Source organism: Nonomuraea sp. NPDC026600 (genome assembly GCF_040638335.1).
Lineage (GTDB): Bacteria > Actinomycetota > Actinomycetes > Streptosporangiales > Streptosporangiaceae > Nonomuraea.
Genome location: NZ_JBEZYD010000004.1, coordinates 412,608 through 434,029, shown reverse-complemented (window position 1 = coordinate 434,029; position 21,422 = coordinate 412,608). Strand labels below are relative to the sequence as shown.

The following is a 21,422-nucleotide window of genomic DNA, read 5'->3' as shown; positions in this document are numbered from 1 at the left end:
CCTGCCACGTCGGCGGGGCGGGTCCCCATCGAAAGGCCGCCCATGAGAACACGACTCGCGGCGCTCGCCGCGGTGTGCCTGCCTCTGCTCTTCCTCCCCCCGCTCTTTCTCTCGGGGCCCGCGCACGCCGCCACCGGCATCCACGTCAGCGGCACGAAGATCCTCGAAGCGGGCGGCCAGGAGTTCGTCATGCGCGGCACCAGCCACGCGCACACCTGGTACCCCACGCAGACCAAGGCGTTCGCCGACATCAAGTCACTGGGCGCGAACACCGTCCGGGTGGTTCTCAGCGGCGGGCGCTGGACCGCCAACGGCGTCTCCGACGTGGCCGACGTGGTCTCCCGCTGCAAGGCCAACCGGCTGATCTGCGTACTGGAGAACCACGACACCACCGGGTACGGCGAGCAGAGCGGCGCCTACACCCTCGACCAGGCGGCCGACTACTGGATCAGCGTCAAGAGCGCCCTCGCCGGCCAGGAGAACTACATCATCGTCAACATCGGCAACGAACCGGTCGGCAACAACGCCGTCACCCCCGACTGGACCACCGCCACCGCCAACGCGGTCAAGAAGCTGCGCGCCAACGGCTTCGAGCACGCGCTCATGGTGGACGCGCCCTCCTGGGGCCAGGACTGGCAGAACGTCATGCGCAACACCGCCCGGACCGTCTTCGACGCCGACCCCAGCAAGAACACGATCTTCTCCGTGCACATGTACGGCGTGTACGACACCGCCGCGGAGATCACGTCCTACCTGGACGCCTTCAAGACCGCCGGGCTGCCGCTGGTGATCGGCGAGTTCGGCTTCAACCACTCCGACGGCGACCCGGACGAGGACACGATCATGGCCCAGTCCGTGAACCGGGGCCTCGGCTACCTGGGCTGGTCGTGGAGCGGCAACGGCGGCGGCGTCGAGTACCTCGACCAGGTCACCAACTTCGACGTCACCCAGCTCACCTCCTGGGGTCAGCGGCTGTTCAACGGCGCCAACGGCATCGCCGCCACCTCGCGCGAGGCGTCGGTGTACGGCGGCACCACCACCGACCCGACCCCGCCCAGCGCGCCCGGCACCCCGGTCGCCTCCGGCGTCACCTCGACCGGGGCCACGCTGAACTGGACCGCCGCCACCGACAACGTGCGGGTGACCGGGTACGACGTCTACCGGGCGCCGGGCACGCTGCTCGGCCAGTCGGCGACCAACTCGATCACGCTGACCGGGCTGACCCCCGCGACCGCCTACCAGGTCTACGTGCGGGCCAGGGACGCGGCGGGCAACGTGTCGGGCCAGTCGGGCCAGGTCACCTTCACCACCCTCACCGGTGGTGGTGGCGGCGGGGGCTGCACGGCCGCCGCGACCGTACAGAGCCAGTGGAGCAGCGGGTACGTGGTGCAGCCCGTGACCGTGACCAACACCAGCGGCGCGGCCAGGACGAGCTGGACGGTGACGTTCACACTGCCCGCCGGGCACGTGCTCACCGGCTCCTGGAACGCCGCGGTGACGGTGAGCGGGCAGACCGTGACGGCCAGGAACCTGAGCTACAACGGCGCCCTCGGGCCGAACGCGAGCACCGCCTTCGGCTTCCAGGCCGGCCGCCCGAACGGTCAGACGACCGTGCCGTCCGGCTACACCTGCGCGAACTGACCCCCGGACCGGCCGGTGCGGCGACCTCGCCACACCGGCCGGTCGACGCCGCGAATCGACCGGCAGACATCGACCGGTAGATGAGGAGGTGGTGCTCAACCGTCACTGACGCAACCGTTCCATGACACCATCCCGCCCGGATGGCGTGGACGCGGCCGGCCGCGAGACCAACTGCCCTGCCGGCCGCGTCCACATGTGAGGCGACACCACTCGTCAGGCCGCCACTCGTCAGGCCGCCACTCATCGCGCCGCCACCAGGGCGAACCTCCGGCGGGCCGCCTCGATCGCGTCGTCGTCGGCGAACTCGCCGAAGGCCTCGTCGTGATAGCGCGCGGGTATCACCTGCCGGACCCGCTCGGGGTAACCGGCGCCCGGCGTGGGCACCCGTACCAGAGGTGGATCGCCGAGCCGGACGGCGATCGGGCCCGAGGCGCGCACCGACATGGCCCACCCGGTCCCCGGACCGGTGATGGCGCACATGTGGCGGGCATAGACCCACTTCACCTGCGCCATCGTGGTCGCGTCCGCCGGGTCGTAGCCGAACGGGTCGACCGCGCACACGACGCGGCCCGCCTGCTCGCCGAACTCGTGCCCGTGTTCGTGGTGCTCGGTCGGTGTGGATTTCTCAAGTATGTCCGTCACCTGAGCACCGAGCTGAGCACGCAGCTCGGACCGCCCCGCCTGGTGCAGCCCCACGAACAGCGCCACGCCGGCGACGGGGATCAGGGCCACGACGGCGATCGCCGTGGCCCTTCTCGTCCTGACTTCTTCAAGCATGCGCATGACCTACGGGCTGGTGCAGGTCAGCGTGGGTGCGGGGTTGGGGGCGGTGCCCGTGGCGTTGAACCCGAACGAGGTGGTCGCGTTCGGCGCGAGCTGCCCGTTGTAGGAGGCGTTGGTGACCGCGACGTTGGGCGGTTGCCCGGTCAGCACGCCGTTCCATGGGGACCCGTCGAAGGCCTGTCCTCCGGTGTAGGTCCACTTGACGGTCCAGCCGTTGATCGTGCTGGTGGCGGTGTTCTTGACGGTCACGGTGGCCTGGAAGTGCCCCGGCCAGCCGGGGTTGTCGGCCGCGCTCCAGGTCGCCGAGCAGGCGCCGGGAACCGGGGTCGGGGTGATGGTCGGCGTGGGGGTGCCGCTCGAGCCGCCTGGGCCCACGCCGGTGACCTGGCCGTTGCCGCCGTCGAAGACGACGTCGGCGCAGCTGAAGAAGTTCTCGTTGCTGTCGGAGCGGACCCAGCGGGTGTAGATGATGTGCCGTCCGGTCTTGCCGGACGGGAGCTGGGCGTTCCAGTAGTAGTAGTTGAGCGCGCCGGGCCCGCCGGTCTTCGGCGGGTTGGTGACGCTGCCGAACGACTCCAGATCGGACCACTTGAGCGCGGCGTCCGGGTTCCAGCCGTTCTTGGTGACGTAGTAGTAGAACGTGCCGGGGTGCTCGGCCCAGTTGCTGTGGCGCATCGTGATGGACGCGCCCGAGGTCAGGTGGGTCTGCGGCCAGTCGGAGCGGACGGCGTTGTAGGCGGTGAAGTCGTACGGGCCGCCGGTGCCGCCGCTGCACAGTTGCCCATCGGGGATGTAGCCCGTGGTGCGGCCGGCGGCGTCGGAACGGAGCACGGCGAACCAGTTGTACAGAGGCGTGGCGCCGCTCTGCGCGACGGCCGCCCCGCAGGCCGGGTTGTAGGAGATGATCTGGCCGTTGTCCCTGAGCCCGTCCTGCCAGCACAGGAACGTACGGGCGCCGGGGAACATCGTGACACCGTGCGCCTGCGCCTGGGGAGCCATCAGGGCCGAGGCGAGCAGGGTCGCGACCAGAGCGGCGGCGAAGGCCGCCGATCGGATGAATCTCATGGGGAATCCCTTGTTCGGTGCGACAGAGACCCCGCCCACGACCTGCCCGCCCGGCAGCTAACCGGATTGAAGCACGCTGCCCCTGACCCGGCAACGCGGCGTGAAACTTTCACCGCCGCACGCCGGTGGCATGCCTGGTCGCCCGTACAGGGATGCCACTCGGCGTGTGCCTGTGCTTGCCGTGGGTCGGCCCGAGCCGTGATGCTGCGAGGTGGGAGCGCTCCCACCTCTCCTTGGTCAGAGAATGGGAGCAACATGCCATGAGGCGCGTCCACATCCACCTGATCATCGCGGCGATCGGCTCGATCATCGTCGCGGGACTGTTCGCCGTGCCGGCCCACGCCGCTCCGGTGATCTGCGAGAAGTGGGGGTCGGCCACCATCCAGAGCGGCCGGTACATCGTCATGAACAACCTCTGGGGCGCCGACACGGCCCAGTGCATCGACGTCAACCAGAACGGCGGCCTCACCGTCACCCAGGCGGCCCACAACAAACCCACCAACGGGGCGCCCGCCTCCTACCCGGCGATCTACGCCGGCTGCCACTACGCCGCCTGTACGACCGGGAGCGGTCTGCCCATGCAGGCCAGCGCGAGCGGCTTCGGCAACCTGCGGACCAGCGTCAGCATGAGCTACCCGAGCGCGGGCACCTGGGACGCGGCCTACGACCTCTGGTTCGACCCGACCCCGCGCACCGACGGGCAGAACACCGGGGCCGAGATCATGGTCTGGCTCAACAAGCAGGGCTCCATCCAGCCGGTCGGCTCGCCCGTCGGCACCGTGAGCCTGGCGGGCGGCACCTGGCAGGTCTGGTTCGGCAACACCGGCTGGAACGTGATCTCCTACGTCCGCACCTCGGCGACGTCCTCGCTCGACTTCGCCATCGACACCTTCTACGCCGACGCGGTCGGCCGGGGGTACGCCCAGCGGTCGTGGTACCTCACCAGCGTGCAGGCCGGGTTCGAGCCCTGGGTCGGCGGGGCGGGGCTGGCGGTCAACGCGTTCTCGTACACCACCTCGGGAGGCGGCACCGACACGACGCCGCCGACCGCGCCGTCCGGCCTGACGGCGTCGGGCACCACGTCGAGCAGCACGAACCTGTCGTGGACCGCCGCCACCGACTCCGGCGGCAGCGGGCTCGCCGGGTACGACATCATGCGGGCGACCGGCACCGGCGCCTTCGCCACGGTCGGTACGAGCACCACCACCTCCTACGCCGACAGCGGCCTGAGCGCGAGCACGACCTACCGCTACCAGGTGCGGGCCCGGGACGGCGCGAACAACCTGTCACAGGAGTCGGGCACGGTCAGCGTGACCACCCTGTCCGGTGGCGGTGGGGGCGGCTGCTCGGCCGTCGCGACCGTACAGAACGCCTGGGGGAGCGGCTACGTCGTGCAGCCCGTGACCGTGACCAACACCGGCACGGCCGCGAAGAGCGGCTGGACGGTCACGCTCACGCTGCCCGCCGGTCACACCGTCACGGGCTTCTGGAACGCGAGCCTCACGGTCAGCGGGCAGACCGTGACGGCCAGGAACCTGTCGCACAACGGCACACTGTCGCCCGGCGGGAGCACCGCCTTCGGCTTCCAGGCGAGCCGGCCCGACGGGAACACGCAGGTGCCGTCAGGGTACGGCTGCGCCTGACCGCACACGGGGGGTACAGCCCGGCCGTATCCCCCGCTCGGCCCGCGTGGGCCGCCGCGGGCGCTCGGGTCACTCCGGGCCGCGGGCGGTGGCGATCTCGTCCAGGCGGGCCTGGAGCTCCGTACGGCAGGCCGGTGTGAGGCGGCCTTCGCGCTCGCGGTCGGCGAGTTTGCGCTTCAGCTCCGCCATGCCCGGCCCGATGGGGCCGGGAGCGTCGAGCACGCCCCGCAGGACCTGCTGGAGGTCCAGTGTGACGTCCTGGTCAGTGGCGCGGCACGCCTCGCCGCCCGCCAGCGTTCCGTGGAACCCGTCCACCGCCTGCCGGATCGTGGCCGAGTGCCGGCCGGACGGTAGCTCGGTGGGGGCGGCGCTCGCGGACAGCCGGGGGGTGGCCGTGGTGCCGGGGGAGCGGCCGAGGGTGGCCGTGGCGTCGGTGGAGGAGCGGGGGGTGACCGGGATCCCGGCGGAGGGCGACGGTGGCGTGGGCAGCAAGCCGACCGGGCGGTTGAGCCACAGCAGCGAGGACAGCACGATCACGCCCGCCCCGGTGACGGCGAGGCCGCGCCGTACCTGCCGGCCGAGCGCGGCGCCCGCGAGTGCGGTGGCCAGGGAGTCCGCGATCGCCGCCGCCGTCGGCCGCCGCTCGGGGTCGTGCGCCAGGCAGTTCCGGCACAGCGTGGCGATGCCGTGCGGCGCGCCGGTCACCCGCGGTGGCGGCGACGTACGGCGGACGGCCTCGATCTGCTCCCAGGTGGTCTCCGGGTAGGGCGTGCGGCCGGTGAGCATGGCGAACAGCAGCACCCCGAGCGCGTACACGTCGACCGCCGGGTGGGTGGGGGCGCCGATCAGCCATTCCGGGGCGACGTACGGCGGGGTGCCCCGGTCGTCGTCGGGGTCGCCGGGCGAGGCCGCGATCCCGAAGTCGAGCAGCTTCGGCCCGGACGCGGTGAGCAGCACGTTGTCGGCGGTGACGTCCCGGTGGACCAGGCCGCGGGCGTGCCCGTCGCGCAGCGCCCGCGCCAGCCGCAGGGCGATGGCGGCTGCCTCGGTCCAGGGCAGCGGCCCCTCGTCGATGCGCTCACCGAGCGTGGTGCCGTCGAGCAGCGGCATCACCACGTACGCCGCCACCTCGCCGTCCTCCGTCACGGTCTCGCCGTAGTCGTAGATCTCGATCACGTCCGGGTGGAGGAACCGGGCGGCGGCGCGGGCCTCGCTGCGTACGCGGACGCGCTCGCCGAGCCCGGCCTGGAGCGAGGCGGTCAGCACCTTGACCGCGACCAGCCGATGCAGCGACTGGTCGAAGGACCGCCAGATCACCGACATGCCGCCGTAGGCGAGGGGGTCCAGCAGCAGGTATCTGCGGGCCAGGACGTCCCCCGGGTCAAGCCGACTCACGGATGACCAGTTCCGTGGGGAGGACGGGGTCGATGCCGGTCGTCCCGGCCAGCAGCAGCCGGGTGGCGACCATCGCGAGTTCCTCGACCGGCTGCCGGACGGTGGTCAGCGCCGGGACGGTACGCCGGGCCACGGGGGCGTCGTCGAAGCCGATCACCGCGACGTCCGCGGGGACCCGGCGACCGGCGCGGCGCAGGGCCTGGATCGCGCCGGCGGCCATCAGGTCGGAGGCGGCGAAGACGGCGTCGAGTCCGGGGGCGTGGCGCAGCAGCCACTGCATGGCGTGCGTGCCGGAGGCGGCGGTGAAGTCCCCGTAGGCGACGGGTACCTCCGTCGCCCCGGCGGCCCGCAGCGTACGCGCCAGCCCTTGGAGCCGATCTCGGGCCCCCGGCAGGGACGGCGGGCCGCCGATGGCGGCGATCGCCCGGCGGCCCGACAGCAGCAGGTGCTCGGCGGCCTGCCGGCCGCCGTCTAGGTTGTCCACGTCGACGTAGGGCAGCTTGAGGTCGTGCGGGGGGCGGCCGATGTTCCGCACCGGCACGCCCGACGTACAGAGTTTGATGGCCAGGGGATGGCGTTCCCTGGCGCCGATGAGGAGCACCGCGCCGCCCAGCTCGGGGAGCGTGGACGCGGTCGGGGTCACCGTCGTCACCATGAGCTGCGTGCCGTCCTCGGCAAGAACCGCACCGGCGGCAGAAAGCAGCCTGGCGTAGTAGGGCTCGGAGAACAGGCGGGGTAAGTGGTCGCAGACCACCGCCGTGACCCCGGCGGCCGGTCCCCTGGCCACCGATCCCCTGGGTGCGCGATGGCGCACGTATCCCATGCGGGACACCGCGTCGTAGACCTGCCGGCGGGTCGAGGTGCTGACCCGTACGGAGCCGGTGAGGACCCTGGAAGCCGTCGCGGGCGATACCCCCGCTTCGGCTGCTACCTGTGCCAGTGTGGGTTGCTCAGACATGGGAGCACCTCGCGGAAGATCCTGGGAGCGCTCCCACGTTACCAATGTTTCGCTGCCGTTAACAGGGCGATTTGACAGTGTTGTCAGCACGAGACCCGCGAGCACGGCGTGCGCGCGGGCCTCGGAACGCTGTATCGGCTAGTTGGGGAGGGTGTCGTCGATGATGGGTTCTTGCGGGCCCGTGTCGGTGTCGGTCTCGTCCGGCGTCGGCCGTACGGGAGCGCAGCCCTGACCGCAGCCGCCGAAGCGAGCGGAGTTGATCGGCGTGAACGGGGTGGGCTCGATGTCCTTCAGCGCCACCAGCATGGTGTCCTTCCAGATCGGCCCCGGCACGCTCGCGCCGAACACCTCGCCGAAGTATTGACCGCCGATGGTGACGTTGTTGAGCTTGTACTTCTGGGCGCCCCGGATGTCGCCGATGCTCACCGCGCCGGCCAGGTCGGGGGTGAACCCGGCGAACCACGCGGTGGCCTGGGCGTCGGTGGTGCCGGTCTTGCCCGCGGCGGGCCGGCCGATGCCGCCGACCCTCGACATCGTGCCCTTGGTGAACACCCCGCTCAGGACGTTCGCCGTGGCGTCCGCGACCTCGGGGTCGAGCGCCTGGCGGCACGTGGGGTCGTACTTCTTGACCTTGCCGTCGCGGTCGGTGATCTGGGTGATGGCCATCGGCGCGCAGTATTTGCCGCGGGCTCCGATGGCGGCGTAGGCGTTCGCGACCGTGATCGGGTCCATCTCGTTGATCCCGAGGGTGAAGGTCTCGTATTCCTGGAGCGGGTTGCCGTCTGCCCTCTTGATGCCCAGCGACTGGGCGGTCTTGATGGTGTCGCAGAGGCCGACGCGCTGCTCCAGCGTCAGGAAGAAGGTGTTGACCGAGCCCCAGGTGCCGGTCTGCAGCGACTTGAAGCCGGTGCCGCCCTCGTCGTTCGTGACGGTGTGCGACGGGTCGCCGATGTTCTCGCCCTTGCAGTTCTTGAACGAGGAGTAGTAGGGGGCCCGGTAGCCGCTGCCGACGGTGAAGCCGTCGTTGATCTTCATGCCCTTCTTGAGGGCGGTGATCAGCGTGAACGTCTTGAAGGTCGAGCCGGGCTGGAAGCCGGTGCCGCCGCCGTGGGCCACGTCGGCCACCACGTTGAGCGACAGCTGGTGCTTCCGCTTGGACGTGCCGTACTTCCTGCTGACCGCCATCGCCTTGATCGCTCCGGTGCCCGGCTGGATCAGGGCCTCGCTGGCGATCGGGTTGTCGGTGGCGAAGACGTGCTTCTTGATGGCCTTGTCGGCCGCCGCCTGCATCATGGGGTCGAGCGTGGTCTTGATCTTCAGGCCGCCCCGGCTGAGCAGCGCGGTGCGGATCTTCTGCGTCTTGCCGAAGATCTTGTTCTTGATGATCTCGTTGCGTACGTACACGCAGAAGTAGGGGTACTTGCTGGCCTCGCAGCCGCCGGGCAGCGGGGTGCCCTTGTAGCCGAGCTTCTTGGCCTTGGCCGCGGCGGCCTCCTCCGGGGTGATCTTGCCGAGTTCGGCCATCCGGTTGAGTACGGTGTCGCGGCGGACCACCAGGCGATCCCGGAACTTCTTGCCGAGGTTGGGGTCGGTCGAGTTGGGGTCCTGCACGGCGCCCGCCAGAGTGGCCGCCTGCGCCAGGCTGAGCTCGGAGGCATGGACGCCGAAGAACCGCAGGGCCGCGGCCTCCACCCCGTAGGCACTCGCGCCGAAGTAGGCGATGTTCAGGTATTTCTCGAGGATCTGGTCCTTGGTGTACTTCTCCTCGACGGCCATCGCATAGCGCAGCTCGTTGAGCTTGCGTGCGTAAGTGGCCTCCAGCGCCTTGTTCTTGTCCTCTTCGGTGGTGGCGTTGTTGAGCAGCACCTGCTTGACGTACTGCTGGGTGATGCTGGAGCCGCCCTGCGCCACCCGGCCCGTCCCGAGGTTCTTCGCCATCGCGCGGACCGTGCCCTCGATGTCGATCGGGCCGTGCTCGTAGAACCGGTAGTCCTCGATCGAGATGATCGACTTCTTCATGAGGTCGCCCATGTCGGCCAACGGGATGACCTTGCGGTACTGCTCGTAGAACTGCGCGATCTGGTTGCCCTTGGCGTCGAGGATCGCGGTCATCTCGGCCGGTGGCTGCTCAGGGAGATCCGTCGCCTTGAGATTGAGCTCGGCCGAAGCGGTCTTGAACAGCGCCCCCGCGCCGCCCACGGCGGGCAGGGCGATGGCGGCCACCAGCACACCCGCGGCCGCTCCCGCTCCAGCAAGACGCGCGATACTGGTAATCACGTCGATCCCCCTATTGGTATTAGGATTCATCCTATAGGCATTAGGTAGCGGGGCGGACGATGCGTAAGAGACTAACGCGGCAAACAACGATAGACGGCGCGATCGCCTATGCCGACGAGCACGGCATCGACGCGCTGTCCATCAGTGCCCTGGCCCGCCACCTGGGCGTGGCGGCGCCCAGCCTGTACGTCCACCTGCCCGGCGGGCTGCGTGACCTGCGGATCGCCCTGTCCGTCAAGGGCCACCGCGACCTCGCCGACCGCTGCCGCCGCGCCGCCACCGGCCGGTCGGGGGCCGATGCCTTGCGTGCTCTTGCCCACGCCCAGCGAGCATATGCACGCGAGCACCCGGCCCTGTACGCGGCCACCACTTTCGCGGTGGACGGCTACGACGACGATGAGGTACGCATCGCCGCCGACGAGGCCGCGGCCGTCACCACCGACATCCTGGCCGTCGGCTCGCTGACCGGAGCCGACCGGGTGCACGCCGCCCGGGGCATCGGCAGCGCGGTCCAGGGGTTCTGCGCGCTGGAGGCGGCCGGGCTGTTCGCGCTGCGGGTCCCGGCGGACGAGAGCTTCGCCTGGCTGGTGGACGCGCTGGTGACCAAGACCATGGAGGCCACCGCGCTGTCCACGGGGGCCACCGCCGTTTGGGAGAGTGGGCCTCGGCCGACCTGATGGGAGCGGCGGTGACGGCCCCCGTCGCGAGCTCCCCTGCCAGGTAAGTTTGGGGTGGTCAGGGGGTCTTTGTCGAGTATTTCGAAGATTCTGAAAGTGCCGCCACCCGCCCTGGCCGGTGTGTGACACCTGAGGCTTGATACTGGGGAGATGGCGATAGACGCGGCGCTCGTGGCCCGGCTCGCGGAGGCGGCCAAGGTGCTGCCCGTGATCGTACGGTCCACCGATCGCCGGGCGAATCTCCTGGAGAGTGCATCAACGTGAGCGACATCCTCATCCCGGTCCGGCGCATCGGCCGCCGCGAGTTCGACTTCGCGCGCCAGGTGGCCATCATGGCGATCGTGAACAGGACGCCCAACTCCTTCCACGACAAGGGCCGGACGTTCGAGCTCGCCAGAGCCGTCGAGGCGGCGCGGGCGGCGGTCGCGGCGGGTGCCGACTGGGTGGACGTCGGCGGGTTCGCGTTCAGCGCGGATCAGGACGGGATCGGCGTCGGCGAGGAGATCGACCGGGTGGTCCCCGTCATCGCCGGGATCCGGGGCGCGACGGACGCCGTCATCTCGGTCGACACCCACCGCGCCGAAGTGGCGGAGGCGGCCCTGGCGGCCGGGGCCGACGTCATCAACGACACCAACGGGCTGCGCGAGCCCGGCATGGCGCGGGTCGCGGCGGAGAGCGGCGCGACCGTGATCGTGACCCACAGCCTCGGCGGCCCGGGGAAGGCGGTCGCCAGGCCGTCGTACGGCGACGTCGTGGCGGAGGTCGCGGCCTTCCTGCGCGAGCGGGTCCGGTTCGCGCTCGACGCCGGCATCCACGCCGAGCGGATCATCATCGATCCCGGGCACGACCTGAACAAGAACACCTTCCAGTCACTGGAGCTCACGCGCAGGCTCGACGAGATCACCTCGATCGGCTACCCCACCGTGGTCGCCCTGTCGAACAAGGACTTCATCGGCGAGACCCTCGACCGCCCGCAGGACGAGCGGATGGAGGGCACGATCGCCGCGAACGTGATCGCGGTGCTGCGGGGCGCCCGGATCCTCCGCGTGCACGACGTGCCCGCCACGGTCGCGGCCGTGCGGATGACCGAGGCCATCCTCGGCTGGCGCGCGCCGATCGCGCCCCGTCATAACCTGTGAAAGTGGAGGGCCTCACATGACAGAGCGCAAACCGGGCGGGATGAGCTTCGAGTCGTGGATCGACCGGCAGATCCGCGAGGCGACCGAGCGCGGCGAGTTCGACAACCTGCCCGGTGCGGGCAAACCCCTTCCCGATCTCGACAAGCCGTACGACGAGATGTGGTGGATCAAGCAGAAGGTGCGCAGCGAGGGCCTGTCGATGCCGCTGCCCCCGACGCTCGCCCTGCGCAAGTCCGCGGAGGAGGCGCTCGCCGAAGCCGCGGGCGCCAGGTCGGAGACCGAGGCGCGGCGGATCGTCGAGGAGATCAACCTCAGGATCCGCGAGGCCATCAGGACCGGACTGCAGGGCCCGCCGCTCAACCTGATGCCCTACGACGTCGAGCGCGTCGTCTCCGAGTGGCGGGACCGTCAGGGCCGTTAGCGGGTCCAGTAGCTGTCGTTGATGGGCTCGCGGCTCAGCAACTCGGCGAACAGGTCCTCCCATAAGGGCATCACCGAGTCGGCCTCGTAGTTCCCGGCCGTCCGCTTGGCCGCCGCGCCCATCCGCAGCCGCAGCGCCTTGTCGGACATCAGCCGGTCGAGGGCGCGGGCCAGCCCGCCGACGTCCTCCGGCGGCACCAGCAGCCCGTTCTTGCCCGAGGTGAGCACATCGGCCGGACCGGTGGGGCAGTCGAACGCAGCGACCGGCAGCCCGTGCCCCATCGCCTCGATCATCACCATCGGCAGCCCCTCGAAGCGGGACGAGAGCGCGTAGATCGAGGCCCCGGCCAGCTCCTCCTCCAGGCGATCCGTCCGGCCCATCAGCTGCACCCGGTCCTGCAGACCGAGCTCGGAGATGAGCGCGACGAGCTCGGCCTTCCTGGGGCCGCCGCCGTAGACGCGCAGCCGCCAGTCGGGATGCCGCTCCGCCGCCTTCTGGAAGGCCGGGATGAGCAGGTCGAAGCCCTTCTGCTTGACCAGCCGCCCGGCCGCCACCACGACCGGGTTCACCTGCTTGGAGACCGGCCCTGTCGTGTGCACCGCGTTGGGGATGCGCACGATGGGCGTGCCGGGCAGCAGGATGCGGTACTCGACCTGGTTCGTCCTGGTCAGCACGACGATCGCGTCGAACCGGCCGTAGTAGCGGGCGATCTCCCGCTTGATCGTCTCGGGGTAGGCGCTCAGGTTCATGTGGTCCTGGGCGACGCATATGACGCTCTTGGGGGTACGGCGGGCGGAGATCAGGTTGAGCGCGGGCCGGGTCGTGACCAGGATGCCGCCTTCGAGGCCCGAGACGTAGTCGATGACCGCCTTCTCCACGCGTTCGGTGAAGTGGTCGGCGGCGAACTCCCCGAAGGGCACGATCTTGCCGCGCATCCTCCGCCACAGCTTGCGGCCCAGCGAGTCGGCCGGGACGCCGTCACGCTGGTCGGCCAGGGGCACCAGCGTCACCCGGGGATCGACGTGGAATCGCGGCTTGTCCTTCCGCCGCACGGCACTGGCGATCTCCACCTCGTGCCCGAGCGCGGCCATGGCGTTGGCCTGGGTGATCACGGTTCGGATCGTGCCGCCCTGACCGTAGGCATGCAGCAGCAGATAACGGATCTTCATGAATATCCCCAGCTCCGGCACATCGCCCGGAGCGTCTCGGGCACCTCCTCAGGTGCGGGAAGGTCGCGGCCCGGCTGCACGCTGCCGGAGCGGATCTTGTCCTGCCAGTCCCCGAGGCCCTTCTTGAGCACGCCGGGCCGGCCGTAGGCGAGCATCGCCTGCTCCCAGGGGAGGCTCAGGAACTCGCAGATGGATCTCGTCTCGCGCTCGGGGGCCGCGGTCAGGTCTTCGTAGCGCACGGTCAGGCCGGTGAGCCTCTTCCTGGCCCGCTGGACCGCCTTCATGTAGCGCAGGGCGTCGGCGGCGGCCTGTTCGCGGTCGCGTTTGCCCGGGTCGGCCTCGTGCCAGGAGGCGGCGATGGAGGCGGGATGGCGCAGCAGGAAGATGAAGCGCGCGTCGGGCCAGCAGGTGGCGATGCGCTGGTAGGCGAAGGCGTTGGCCGGGGTCTTGTCCACGATGTGCCGCTTGCCGCTGCGGACCAGCTCGCGGTGGAGCACCCGGTCCCAGAGCAGATGCTCAAGATCGCACCGGTTGTGACCGAGCGCCGTCATCGACCGCTCCGCCAGCGACGTCCCGAACTCGACCGCGAGCCGGCGCACGTGCGGCTCGTGCGGGGCGTGGATCAGGGAGTGAGCGTCGAGCATCGAGCGCAGCAGGGTGGAGCCCGATCTGACCGGCGACAGGATGAACACCGGCTCGCTCAGCAGCCTGTCGGCGGGGTCGGCGGGCGGCCTCGCCGGGCTCTCCGGAGCCGCCTTTCTGACCCGCGAGAACTGGACGCCGGCGTATTTGCCGAGCGCCTCGTTGAACTTGTGCTGCCAGGTCATGCGCTTGGAGGTTACCCAGCGTTCCTGGCAATTGGCTGGCAGCGGGCGCTCAGAGAGTTACGCGGGTATGGGCGTGGCGTTCCCTGACAGGGAATCGACTATTACTTAAAGTAATCAAGCAAGATCGCTGATGCGGCCCTAACCGCGGCGACGCCGGCGGGTCCCTCTGGGACGACTGAACGTCCGGCGGCCAATACCGGCCCGATGTCCGCACCGCGGGCACCGGGCCGGTGGTTTTGTGCGGTGGGCGGGGTGGTGAAGAGCGCGTTAACTCCGGTGCAGCAGCGGATGATCGCCTGTGGGCGGGCAGGTGAGCGGGCCCGGCGAACGTACGTACGCGCCATAGGGTCGCATCCGCGGGCGGGACCCGCGCAGGCGGACGAGGAGGAACCCGATGGCGCACGATTACCCCACATCGGTGCCCTACCGGGCGGGCAGCGACGGCTACCACACGTTCCGGATCCCGGCGGCGGTGGTGACCCGGGCAGGCACGATCCTGGCGTTCGCCGAGGGGCGGCACGGCTCGGCCGGCGATTCGGGCCACATCGACATCGTGCTCAAGAGGTCGGCCGACGGCGGTGCCACGTGGGACGGGCCGCGGGTGGTCGCCACGGAACCGCACCGGGGCACCGCGGGCAACCCCGCTCCCGTCGTGACCCGCGACGGACGGATCGTCCTGGTGTTCGTGCGCAACGGGCCCGCGGCCACCGAGGAGAAGATCAGGCGCGGGCAGGTCGCCGCCGCCGACGGCCGTCGCGTGTACGTCCAGTCGAGCGACGACGACGGCGTCACCTGGTCGGCGCCCCGCGAGATCACCTCCAGCGTGAAGCAGCCGAAGTGGCGCTGGTACGCCACCGGCCCCGGCCACGCGCTCGAGCTCGGGCGCGGGCCGCACGCGGGCCGCATCGTGGTCGCCGCCAACCACTCGCTGCCCCCGGCCGGCGCCGACAACGGCACGGAGGGCAAGTACAACGGCGGTCACGCCCTGCTGAGTGACGACGGCGGTGCCTCGTGGCGCATCGGGTACGTCGACGACAACCCCGACGGCTACCTCAACATCAACGAGTCCACGGCCACCGAGCTGCCGGACGGCCGGGTCTACGTCAACTCCCGCACCGACTCCACCGCTCCCGGCAACCGGGCCGACGCCTACTCGGCCGACGGCGGTCAGACGCTCGGCGTCCCGTTCCGCCCGCAGGCCGGGCTGGTCTGCCCGGTCGTGGAGGGCAGCGTGCTGCAATGGGACGCGCCGGATGTCCTGCTGTTCTCCGCCCCAGGGGCGCCCGACGCCAGGGCGGTGATGACGGTGCGGGCGAGCACGGACGGCGGCGTCACCTGGCGGGCCGTGCACACGGTGTCGGGTCTGCCCGCGGCCTACTCGGACCTGGTCAGGGTGGACGCGGCCACGGTCGGGCTGCTGTACGAGACGGGTGACACCAGCCCCTACTTCACCATCGCCTTCCGCCGCGTCCCCATCGGTGAGCTCACGACCCCGTGACCCGGCTCTCGAGCCAGGGCCGCAGGATCGGCAGGACGTTGGGGGCCTGCATCGCCTGCGTGTGGTCGAGGCCGTCGAGCACACGCACCTCCCAGCCGAGCGATTCGAGCTCGGCCCGCCGGTCGACGACCGGTCCGGCGATGTCCACGGTCACACCGCCCCACCGCTCGCTGTACTCGATCTTGTCGGCCGAGCCCGCGAAGCACAGGCGCGGGCAGTTCAGGCTCGCCTGCGCCGCCTGGTCGTCGAAACCCCGCAGCCCCTCGTAGAGCGTGACGAACTGCCGGGTCTGGGCCTCCGTCAGGGTGACCTCGACGGAGTCCCAGTCGTATGCCTCCGTCGGCTCCTTCTTCTGTTGCGGCGCGGGGCTCTGGCCGGACATCTCGTGGGTGACCATGGTCACGCGGAGCATCTCCGTGTACGGTCCGCCGAGCGGCGGGAAGCCGCCCATGACGAGCGCCGACAGCCGGTCGGTCCTGATCGCGAGCTGCAACCCGCTGAGCGCGAGCCACGAGTAGCCGTAGTAGGTGAACCGGGCCGCGTCCACGGCGTCGGCCACCGCGAGCAGGTCGGCGGCGATGTTGGCCGGGGTCAGGGTGTCCGGCTTGGGGGTGGACATGACGTGGCCCTCGTAGTCGAAGGCGACCACCCTGAAGGCGTCCGCCAGGCCGTCGATGAGGGACCGGCCGAGTGCGGGGTCGACGCCCCACTCGCGCATCGCGTCGGCCTGGGCGCCTTCGACCGGCACCGGGTTGACCGGCAGCAGCAGCGTCGGGCCCTGGCCGTGGACCGCCAGCTCGATGGTGCTTCCGTCGTGCAGTTTCGCCTCGGGCATCGGGGCTCTCCTTCTAACTCCATACGCCGTAAACCAATACGTCTCGTACAATAGCTTATGGCGTAAGGAGATGGCACGGCGGACTTGGACGATGGACTGATTCCGCAGTACGCTCAAGCATTCCATTATTCGGAATTTGCTAGGAGTGCTCATGGCCGAGACCCAGTCACCGGTGGGCAGCGTCGACCGCGCCCTGCTGATCCTCCAGGAGATCGGCAAGCACAGCCGGGGGGTGACGCTCGACGAGCTGGCCACCCGGCTCGGCCTGCCGAAGAGCTCGCTCCACCGGCTGCTCGGCGCGCTCAAGCACCGTGGGTTCGCCGCGCAGCCGGAGCCCAGCGGGCCGTACTTCCTCGGCACCGAGATGCTCGCCACGGCCTTCAGGTTCTACGAGAGCATGGACCTGCGCACGCTGGTGCGCCCGTTGCTGCTGCGCCTGAGCGAGGAGTTCACCGAGACGGTGCACATGGCCATGCTGGACGGCGGCGAGGTCGTCTACCTCGACAAGGTCGAGGCGGTGCGGTCGATCACGATGACCTCCGTGGTCGGCGGGCGCAACGCGGCCCACTGCACGGGCGTGGGCAAGGCGCTGCTGGCCTGGACATACCCGACCGACGAGGCGATCAAGGCGTGGGCGGAGCGCTACGGCCCGCTCGCGACCAGGACCCGCAACACGATCACGAACCCGGCCAAGCTGGCCACCCACCTCGACCAGGTCCGGCAGCGCGGCTACGCGCTCGACCTGGAGGAGAACGAGCCCGGCGTGCGCTGCGTGGCCGCCCCGCTCTTCCTGGGGCGGACGGCTCCGGTCGCGGCGGTGAGCGTGACCGCGATCAAGGACAGGATGTCACCGGCCCGGCTGGAAGAGGTGGGCCACACCCTGCGGCGGGCGGTGGACGAGCAGGTCTGACGGGTTGACAGCCCGATCTTCCTGATGATCTGCTGGGAGTTTGGAATGGCGTTCTGACATGCGGAACAAAGGAGTGGCGATGGAGGTCGTGCCCGTACCGCACGCGCGGCTGGGTGAGGGGCCGCGCTGGGACGAGCGGACGGGGACGCTGCTGTGGGTGGACATCCCGGCGGGCCTGGTGCACCGGCTCGACCCCGCCGACGGCTCGCACGAGTCGATCGACGTGGGGCAGCCGGTGGGCGTGGCGGTGCCGCGCGCCTCCGGTGGGCTGGCGCTCGCCGTCAGGGACGGCTTCGCCGTACACGATGGGGCGCTGACCGTCGTCGCGCCCGTGACGGCGGCCGAGCGGCCGGGGAACCGGATGAACGACGGCGCGTGCGACCGCGCGGGCCGGTTCTTCGCCGGGACCATGGCCCAGGACGACACCCCCGGCGCGGGCGCGCTCTACCGCCTCGGCCCCGACCGGCGCAGCGAGCGGGTCGTCGACGGCGTCTCGATCTCCAACGGCGTCGCGTGGAGCCCCGACGAACGGCTGCTCTACTACGTCGACACGGTCACCGACCGGGTGGACGTCTTCGACTACGACCCGGCGACCGGCCAGGTCGCGGACCGCCGGATGTTCGCGGTGCTCCCGCAGCCCGACGGCCTCACGGTCGACGCGTCGGGCCACGTGTGGGTGGCGCTGTGGGGCGGCGGCAAGGTCGTCCGCCTGCGGCCCGACGGCCGGCTCGACCTGACGGTCGAGGTGCCCGCCACCAACGTGACGAGCTGCGCCTTCGGCGGCCCCGACCTCGACATCCTGTACGTCACCACCGCGTGGGACGGCAGCACGGGCGGCGAGCTGTGGCGCCGGCGCACCTCGTTCACCGGCCTGCCCGCCAACCCGTACCGCGACCTCAGCCCTTGACCGCCCCGGTCAGCGCCTGGACGAACCGGCGCTGGCCGAACAGGAACACGCCCAGCACCGGCAGCGTCGTCAGCACCGTGCCCGCCATGATCGCCGGCCAGTCGGCCCGATGCTGGCCCTGGAACGACGTCAACCCCACCTGCACGGTGTAGTTGGCGTCCGAGTTGATCACCACCACCGGCCAGAAAAGATCGTTCCAGGCGGTGATGAACGTGATGACGGCCAGCGCGGCCAGCGCCGGCCTGGCCACCGGGAGCACCACCTTGAAGAACACCGCGAAGCGCGAGCAGCCGTCGATCCGCGCGGCCTCCTCCAGCTCCCTCGGGAACGACTGGAAGAACGACGTCATCAGGAAGATGCCCACCGCCGAGCTGAGCTGCGGCACGATGAGCGCGCCCAGCGTGTCGGTCAGCCCCACCTTGTTGAAGATCAGGAACGTCGGGATCACCGTGAGCTGGAAGGGGATCAGTGCGGTGGCGATGACCAGGACCAGCGTGATCCGGGAGCCGACGAACCTGATCCTGGCGAACGCGTAGCCCGCGAGGCTGCAGAGCGCGAGCTGGGCCAGCACGATGGCGCCCGACACGATCACGCTGTTGAGGAACCAGCGGGGGAAGTTCGAGCCGTTGAGCACCGTGCGGTAGCCACCCAGGTCGATGCCCTCCGGCCAGAACGGCGGCGGGAACCGGTTGAGCTCACCCTGGGTCATCACCGAGCTGAGGATCATCCAGACGAACGGCAGCACGGTCACCACGGACATCGGCAGCAGCACCAGATGCCACTTGCTGGGCAGACGCAGCTTCTTCACGCGATGGCCCCCCTTCTGCGGGCGATCAGGAAGCCGGCGACGATCAGCACGAGGGTGCCGACGAACAGCACGTACGCCACGGCCGCGCCGTACCCGGCGGTGAAGTAGGTGAAGGCGAGCTGCCAGATGTAGTAGACGATCGTCACGGTCGCGTTGGCCGGTCCGCCCTTGGTCGTGGTCATGACCAGGTCGAAGAACTGCAGCGCGTCGATCACACCCCAGATCGTGAGGAAGACCGTCATCGGCCGTACGGACGGCACGATGATGTGCCGGAACGTGGTCCACCGGCTCGCCCCGTCGATCGAGGCCGCCTCCAGGATCTCCTTGTTGATCTCCTGGATGGCGGCCAGATAGATCACCACCGCGAACCCGAACCGGGTCCAGAAGAAGATCAGCGTGAGCACGTACATGGCCTGCGAAGGGCTGCTCAGCAACCCCTGCATCGGCAGCCCGAGCTTGACCAACAGCCCGTTCATCATCCCGAAGTCGCGGTCGAAGATGTAGCCCATCAGCAGCCCGGCCGAGGTCGCCGAGGCGATGTAGGGCACCAGGAAGCAGGTCCGGTAGAACCCGATCCCGCGTACCTTCCGGTTCAGCAGCACCGCCACGAGCAGGCCCGCGATCAGCGACGCCGGGATGTAGAGCACGACGAGCAGCCCGGTGTTGCGCAGCGCCTGGAAGAAGACGGGGTCCGCGACCAGCGCCCGGTAGTTCGCCAGCCCCACGTTCTGTCCCGGGGACTGCAGGTCGGAGTCGGTGAAGGACAGCGCGAGCGCCCACACCATGGGGATCAGCGAGAAGCCGAGGATGATCAGCGAGGCGGGGCCCGCGAAGGACCAGCCGGCGACGTTGTCGGCGAGCCTGCGGCGGTCACGCGGCTGCCGGTGACCGGTGGCCGCCCGGCTCAGGGCCGGCGCGGTGCTGTTCATGACCCTGGTACGGCGAGCGCCGCATCGGCCTTGGCCGCCGCCTCGTCCAGGGCCGTCTTGGCGTCGGCCTTGCCGAGCAGGGTCTCCGCGATGGCCTCGGCCACGAAGGCCGACACCCGCGGATATCTGGTCGTCGGCGGCCTGACCCGCTTGGCGTTGGCCAGGTTCGCGGAGATCACCTCGATCCCCGGATATTTCTTGAGGTAGTCCTGGTAACCGGGCAGCTTGGCGATGGACTCGCGGATGGGCAGCGAGCCGGTGTCCTTCATCCATTCGAGTTGCTGGTCGGCCGCGGTCAGCCAGGTCAGGAACGTGGCGGCGGCCTTGACGCGCCGCTCGTCGTGCTTGAACACCACCCAGTTGTCGGGTCCCGAGACCGTCTCGTGGTTGCCGTTCGTGCCGGGGAGCTGGGCGACGCCATAGTCGACCTTGGCGGTCTGCAGGTCGGGCAGCACCCAAGGGCCGGACAGGAACATGCCGAGCCGTCCCGACTCGAACAGCTTCTGACCCTTCTCGGCCGGGCTGGAGTCGAGGTAGAGCGACTTGTCGTCGACCGCCATGCCGCGGAGCAGGCCGAGCGCCTGCTGCCCGGCGGCGGAGTTGAAGACGGCCTTCTTGCGGTCGGGGGAGAGCACGTCGCCGCCCGCCTGCCAGATCAGCGGCCACAGGCCCCAGACGGCCTCCTCGCCGCCGCTGATCGCCCAGGTGGTGCCGAAGGTGCCTGACGCGGCGTCGGTGGTCTTCTTGGCGATCGCCCGGAAGTCGTCCCAGGTCCAGTCGGGCCTCGGCGCCTCGACCCCGGCCTTGGCCAGCAGTTTCTTGTTGTACAGGACCACCATGTTGTCGACCACCGCCGGGAAGCCGACGACCTTGCCCTCGACGGTGGCCGCCGCCCGCTCGCTGGGCCAGAAGTCCGCCCAGCCGACGGCCGGGTCCTTCGTGTACTCCGTGAGGTCGGCCGTCTTCGGGTTCCTGGCGAGGTTGGGCGCCCAGGAGCCGTAGAGATAGGCGATGTCGGGATAGGCGTCGGAGGTGAGGGCGGCGGTGAGCTTGGGCAGCATGCCGTCGGCGGTCGCAGCCCCGGGCTCGATGTTCACCTTGATCTCGGGGTGGCCCTGGTTGAACCGGGTCACCAGCTTCTCGATCGACTTGGCGGCGGCGTCCGTCTGGCCGTGCCAGATGGTGAGCTGCACCGGACCGGTCGCCTGTTCCTCGGCGGCCGAGCCGCAGCCGGTCGCGATCAGGGCGACGGCCGCCAGGGCGGCCAGGACGTTTCTGCTGTTTCCGGCGCGGCCGGCGCCGATGAAGACGATGCGTGCCATGGGGCTCTTTCCCTCCACAGAGCACGGCGGGCATGAGGCCCACTGCGTGCGGTGAGTATAGCCACCTATCCACGATACAGACTAGCATTCCGCTATACGGAAAGTGCTGGTGGGGCAGCTTGCTCGACGTTGTATGCCTTTTATGCGGAAATCTCGATATCGAGACAAGATTGACAAGGTACGATCTTGCCCGATTTCCTTGGTGTCGGAATAACATT

At 70.0% G+C, this 21,422-nt stretch carries 19 protein-coding genes; 8 read left to right on the top strand and 11 right to left on the bottom strand.

The features are described from left to right. The first annotated feature begins 42 nt into the window (after positions 1 to 42). Positions 43 to 1,641, top strand: a complete 1,599-nt coding sequence (locus tag AB0F17_RS12275) for a cellulase family glycosylhydrolase (RefSeq protein WP_358020471.1) — start codon at positions 43 to 45, stop codon at positions 1,639 to 1,641. A 240-nt stretch (positions 1,642 to 1,881) separates the two neighbouring features. Here AB0F17_RS12275 and AB0F17_RS12270 read toward each other — a convergent pair whose 3' ends face one another. Next, positions 1,882 to 2,418 (bottom strand): hypothetical protein, encoded by a 537-nt coding sequence (locus AB0F17_RS12270; protein ID WP_358020468.1) that lies wholly within the window; start codon positions 2,416 to 2,418, stop codon positions 1,882 to 1,884. A 9-nt stretch (positions 2,419 to 2,427) separates the two neighbouring features. Continuing rightward, positions 2,428 to 3,489, bottom strand: coding sequence for a lytic polysaccharide monooxygenase (locus AB0F17_RS12265; RefSeq protein WP_358020465.1), 1,062 nt, complete (start codon positions 3,487 to 3,489; stop codon positions 2,428 to 2,430). 260 nt (positions 3,490 to 3,749) lie between these two features. On the opposite strand from AB0F17_RS12265, the gene AB0F17_RS12260 reads away from it, so the two are divergent. After that, the gene (locus AB0F17_RS12260) at positions 3,750 to 5,132 is read left to right on the top strand and encodes a cellulose binding domain-containing protein (protein WP_358020462.1); all 1,383 of its coding nucleotides are present in this window, start codon (positions 3,750 to 3,752) and stop codon (positions 5,130 to 5,132) included. Positions 5,133 to 5,201: 69 nt separating this feature from the next. On the opposite strand, the gene AB0F17_RS12255 is transcribed toward AB0F17_RS12260, so the two are convergent. The 3 genes from AB0F17_RS12255 to AB0F17_RS12245 all read right to left on the bottom strand — a co-directional run bounded on the left by AB0F17_RS12255 (position 5,202) and on the right by AB0F17_RS12245 (position 9,762). Beyond that, the gene (locus AB0F17_RS12255) at positions 5,202 to 6,527 is read right to left on the bottom strand and encodes a serine/threonine-protein kinase (RefSeq protein WP_358020459.1); all 1,326 of its coding nucleotides are present in this window, start codon (positions 6,525 to 6,527) and stop codon (positions 5,202 to 5,204) included. Further along, positions 6,514 to 7,485 (bottom strand): LacI family DNA-binding transcriptional regulator, encoded by a 972-nt coding sequence (locus AB0F17_RS12250; RefSeq protein WP_358020456.1) that lies wholly within the window; start codon positions 7,483 to 7,485, stop codon positions 6,514 to 6,516. The genes AB0F17_RS12255 and AB0F17_RS12250 overlap by 14 nt, the downstream gene beginning before the upstream one ends. A gap of 138 nt (positions 7,486 to 7,623) precedes the next feature. Further along, positions 7,624 to 9,762: a transglycosylase domain-containing protein gene (locus AB0F17_RS12245; protein ID WP_358020453.1), complete on the bottom strand. Its 2,139-nt coding sequence runs from the start codon at positions 9,760 to 9,762 to the stop codon at positions 7,624 to 7,626. A gap of 59 nt (positions 9,763 to 9,821) precedes the next feature. On the opposite strand from AB0F17_RS12245, the gene AB0F17_RS12240 reads away from it, so the two are divergent. The 3 genes from AB0F17_RS12240 to AB0F17_RS12230 all read left to right on the top strand — a co-directional run bounded on the left by AB0F17_RS12240 (position 9,822) and on the right by AB0F17_RS12230 (position 11,999). Beyond that, entirely contained in the window at positions 9,822 to 10,439 is a 618-nt protein-coding gene (locus AB0F17_RS12240) for a WHG domain-containing protein (protein WP_358020450.1), read from the top strand. Between the two features lie 260 nt (positions 10,440 to 10,699). Then, positions 10,700 to 11,578 (top strand): dihydropteroate synthase, encoded by an 879-nt coding sequence (folP, locus tag AB0F17_RS12235; protein ID WP_358020447.1) that lies wholly within the window; start codon positions 10,700 to 10,702, stop codon positions 11,576 to 11,578. Positions 11,579 to 11,594: 16 nt separating this feature from the next. Then, complete coding sequence (locus AB0F17_RS12230) at positions 11,595 to 11,999, top strand: DUF1992 domain-containing protein (RefSeq protein WP_358020444.1); 405 nt, start codon at positions 11,595 to 11,597, stop codon at positions 11,997 to 11,999. Here the strand turns inward: AB0F17_RS12230 and AB0F17_RS12225 are convergent. Both AB0F17_RS12225 and AB0F17_RS12220 read right to left on the bottom strand, forming a co-directional pair. Beyond that, entirely contained in the window at positions 11,996 to 13,168 is a 1,173-nt protein-coding gene (locus tag AB0F17_RS12225; RefSeq protein WP_358020441.1) for a glycosyltransferase family 4 protein, read from the bottom strand. The two genes, AB0F17_RS12230 and AB0F17_RS12225, sit on opposite strands and share 4 nt — an antisense overlap. Next, the gene (locus AB0F17_RS12220; RefSeq protein WP_358020438.1) at positions 13,165 to 13,995 is read right to left on the bottom strand and encodes a sulfotransferase; all 831 of its coding nucleotides are present in this window, start codon (positions 13,993 to 13,995) and stop codon (positions 13,165 to 13,167) included. The genes AB0F17_RS12225 and AB0F17_RS12220 overlap by 4 nt, the downstream gene beginning before the upstream one ends. A gap of 394 nt (positions 13,996 to 14,389) precedes the next feature. Between AB0F17_RS12220 and AB0F17_RS12215 the strand changes: the two genes are divergently transcribed. Then, positions 14,390 to 15,493, top strand: coding sequence for a sialidase family protein (locus tag AB0F17_RS12215; protein ID WP_358020435.1), 1,104 nt, complete (start codon positions 14,390 to 14,392; stop codon positions 15,491 to 15,493). On the opposite strand, the gene AB0F17_RS12210 is transcribed toward AB0F17_RS12215, so the two are convergent. Then, entirely contained in the window at positions 15,480 to 16,328 is an 849-nt protein-coding gene (locus AB0F17_RS12210; protein ID WP_358020432.1) for an alpha/beta hydrolase, read from the bottom strand. The two genes, AB0F17_RS12215 and AB0F17_RS12210, sit on opposite strands and share 14 nt — an antisense overlap. Positions 16,329 to 16,479: 151 nt before the next feature. Here AB0F17_RS12210 and AB0F17_RS12205 point away from each other — a divergent pair, with 151 nt between their 5' ends. Together AB0F17_RS12205 and AB0F17_RS12200 are read left to right on the top strand one after the other, a co-directional pair. Beyond that, positions 16,480 to 17,238, top strand: coding sequence for an IclR family transcriptional regulator (locus AB0F17_RS12205; RefSeq protein WP_358020429.1), 759 nt, complete (start codon positions 16,480 to 16,482; stop codon positions 17,236 to 17,238). Between the two features lie 79 nt (positions 17,239 to 17,317). Beyond that, the gene (locus AB0F17_RS12200; RefSeq protein WP_358020426.1) at positions 17,318 to 18,145 is read left to right on the top strand and encodes an SMP-30/gluconolactonase/LRE family protein; all 828 of its coding nucleotides are present in this window, start codon (positions 17,318 to 17,320) and stop codon (positions 18,143 to 18,145) included. Here AB0F17_RS12200 and AB0F17_RS12195 read toward each other — a convergent pair. The 3 genes from AB0F17_RS12195 to AB0F17_RS12185 are packed head-to-tail and all read right to left on the bottom strand — an operon-like array spanning position 18,135 to position 21,204. Next, positions 18,135 to 18,953 (bottom strand): carbohydrate ABC transporter permease, encoded by an 819-nt coding sequence (locus tag AB0F17_RS12195; protein ID WP_358020423.1) that lies wholly within the window; start codon positions 18,951 to 18,953, stop codon positions 18,135 to 18,137. The two genes, AB0F17_RS12200 and AB0F17_RS12195, sit on opposite strands and share 11 nt — an antisense overlap. Further along, positions 18,950 to 19,882: a sugar ABC transporter permease gene (locus tag AB0F17_RS12190; RefSeq protein WP_358020420.1), complete on the bottom strand. Its 933-nt coding sequence runs from the start codon at positions 19,880 to 19,882 to the stop codon at positions 18,950 to 18,952. The genes AB0F17_RS12195 and AB0F17_RS12190 overlap by 4 nt, the downstream gene beginning before the upstream one ends. Further along, on the bottom strand, positions 19,879 to 21,204 hold the full coding sequence (locus tag AB0F17_RS12185) for an ABC transporter substrate-binding protein (RefSeq protein ID WP_358020417.1): 1,326 nt from the start codon (positions 21,202 to 21,204) through the stop codon (positions 19,879 to 19,881). Before AB0F17_RS12185 ends, AB0F17_RS12190 begins: the two co-directional genes overlap by 4 nt. Between the last annotated feature and the right edge of the window lie 218 nt (positions 21,205 to 21,422).

Excerpts from the sequence above, each read along its gene's own strand:
- AB0F17_RS12270 (WP_358020468.1), bottom strand. The coding sequence starts at position 2,418 with ATGCTTGAAGAAGTCAGGACGAGAAGGGCCACGGCGATCGCCGTCGTG.
- AB0F17_RS12225 (WP_358020441.1), bottom strand. The coding sequence starts at position 13,168 with ATGAAGATCCGTTATCTGCTGCTGCATGCCTACGGTCAGGGCGGCACG.
- AB0F17_RS12275 (WP_358020471.1), top strand. The coding sequence starts at position 43 with ATGAGAACACGACTCGCGGCGCTCGCCGCGGTGTGCCTGCCTCTGCTC.
- AB0F17_RS12220 (WP_358020438.1), bottom strand. The coding sequence starts at position 13,995 with ATGACCTGGCAGCACAAGTTCAACGAGGCGCTCGGCAAATACGCCGGC.
- AB0F17_RS12200 (WP_358020426.1), top strand. The coding sequence starts at position 17,318 with ATGGAGGTCGTGCCCGTACCGCACGCGCGGCTGGGTGAGGGGCCGCGC.
- AB0F17_RS12250 (WP_358020456.1), bottom strand. The coding sequence starts at position 7,485 with ATGTCTGAGCAACCCACACTGGCACAGGTAGCAGCCGAAGCGGGGGTA.
- AB0F17_RS12190 (WP_358020420.1), bottom strand. The coding sequence starts at position 19,882 with ATGAACAGCACCGCGCCGGCCCTGAGCCGGGCGGCCACCGGTCACCGG.
- AB0F17_RS12260 (WP_358020462.1), top strand. The coding sequence starts at position 3,750 with ATGAGGCGCGTCCACATCCACCTGATCATCGCGGCGATCGGCTCGATC.
- AB0F17_RS12265 (WP_358020465.1), bottom strand. The coding sequence starts at position 3,489 with ATGAGATTCATCCGATCGGCGGCCTTCGCCGCCGCTCTGGTCGCGACC.
- AB0F17_RS12240 (WP_358020450.1), top strand. The coding sequence starts at position 9,822 with ATGCGTAAGAGACTAACGCGGCAAACAACGATAGACGGCGCGATCGCC.
- AB0F17_RS12215 (WP_358020435.1), top strand. The coding sequence starts at position 14,390 with ATGGCGCACGATTACCCCACATCGGTGCCCTACCGGGCGGGCAGCGAC.
- AB0F17_RS12230 (WP_358020444.1), top strand. The coding sequence starts at position 11,595 with ATGACAGAGCGCAAACCGGGCGGGATGAGCTTCGAGTCGTGGATCGAC.
- AB0F17_RS12185 (WP_358020417.1), bottom strand. The coding sequence starts at position 21,204 with ATGGCACGCATCGTCTTCATCGGCGCCGGCCGCGCCGGAAACAGCAGA.
- AB0F17_RS12205 (WP_358020429.1), top strand. The coding sequence starts at position 16,480 with ATGGCCGAGACCCAGTCACCGGTGGGCAGCGTCGACCGCGCCCTGCTG.
- AB0F17_RS12210 (WP_358020432.1), bottom strand. The coding sequence starts at position 16,328 with ATGCCCGAGGCGAAACTGCACGACGGAAGCACCATCGAGCTGGCGGTC.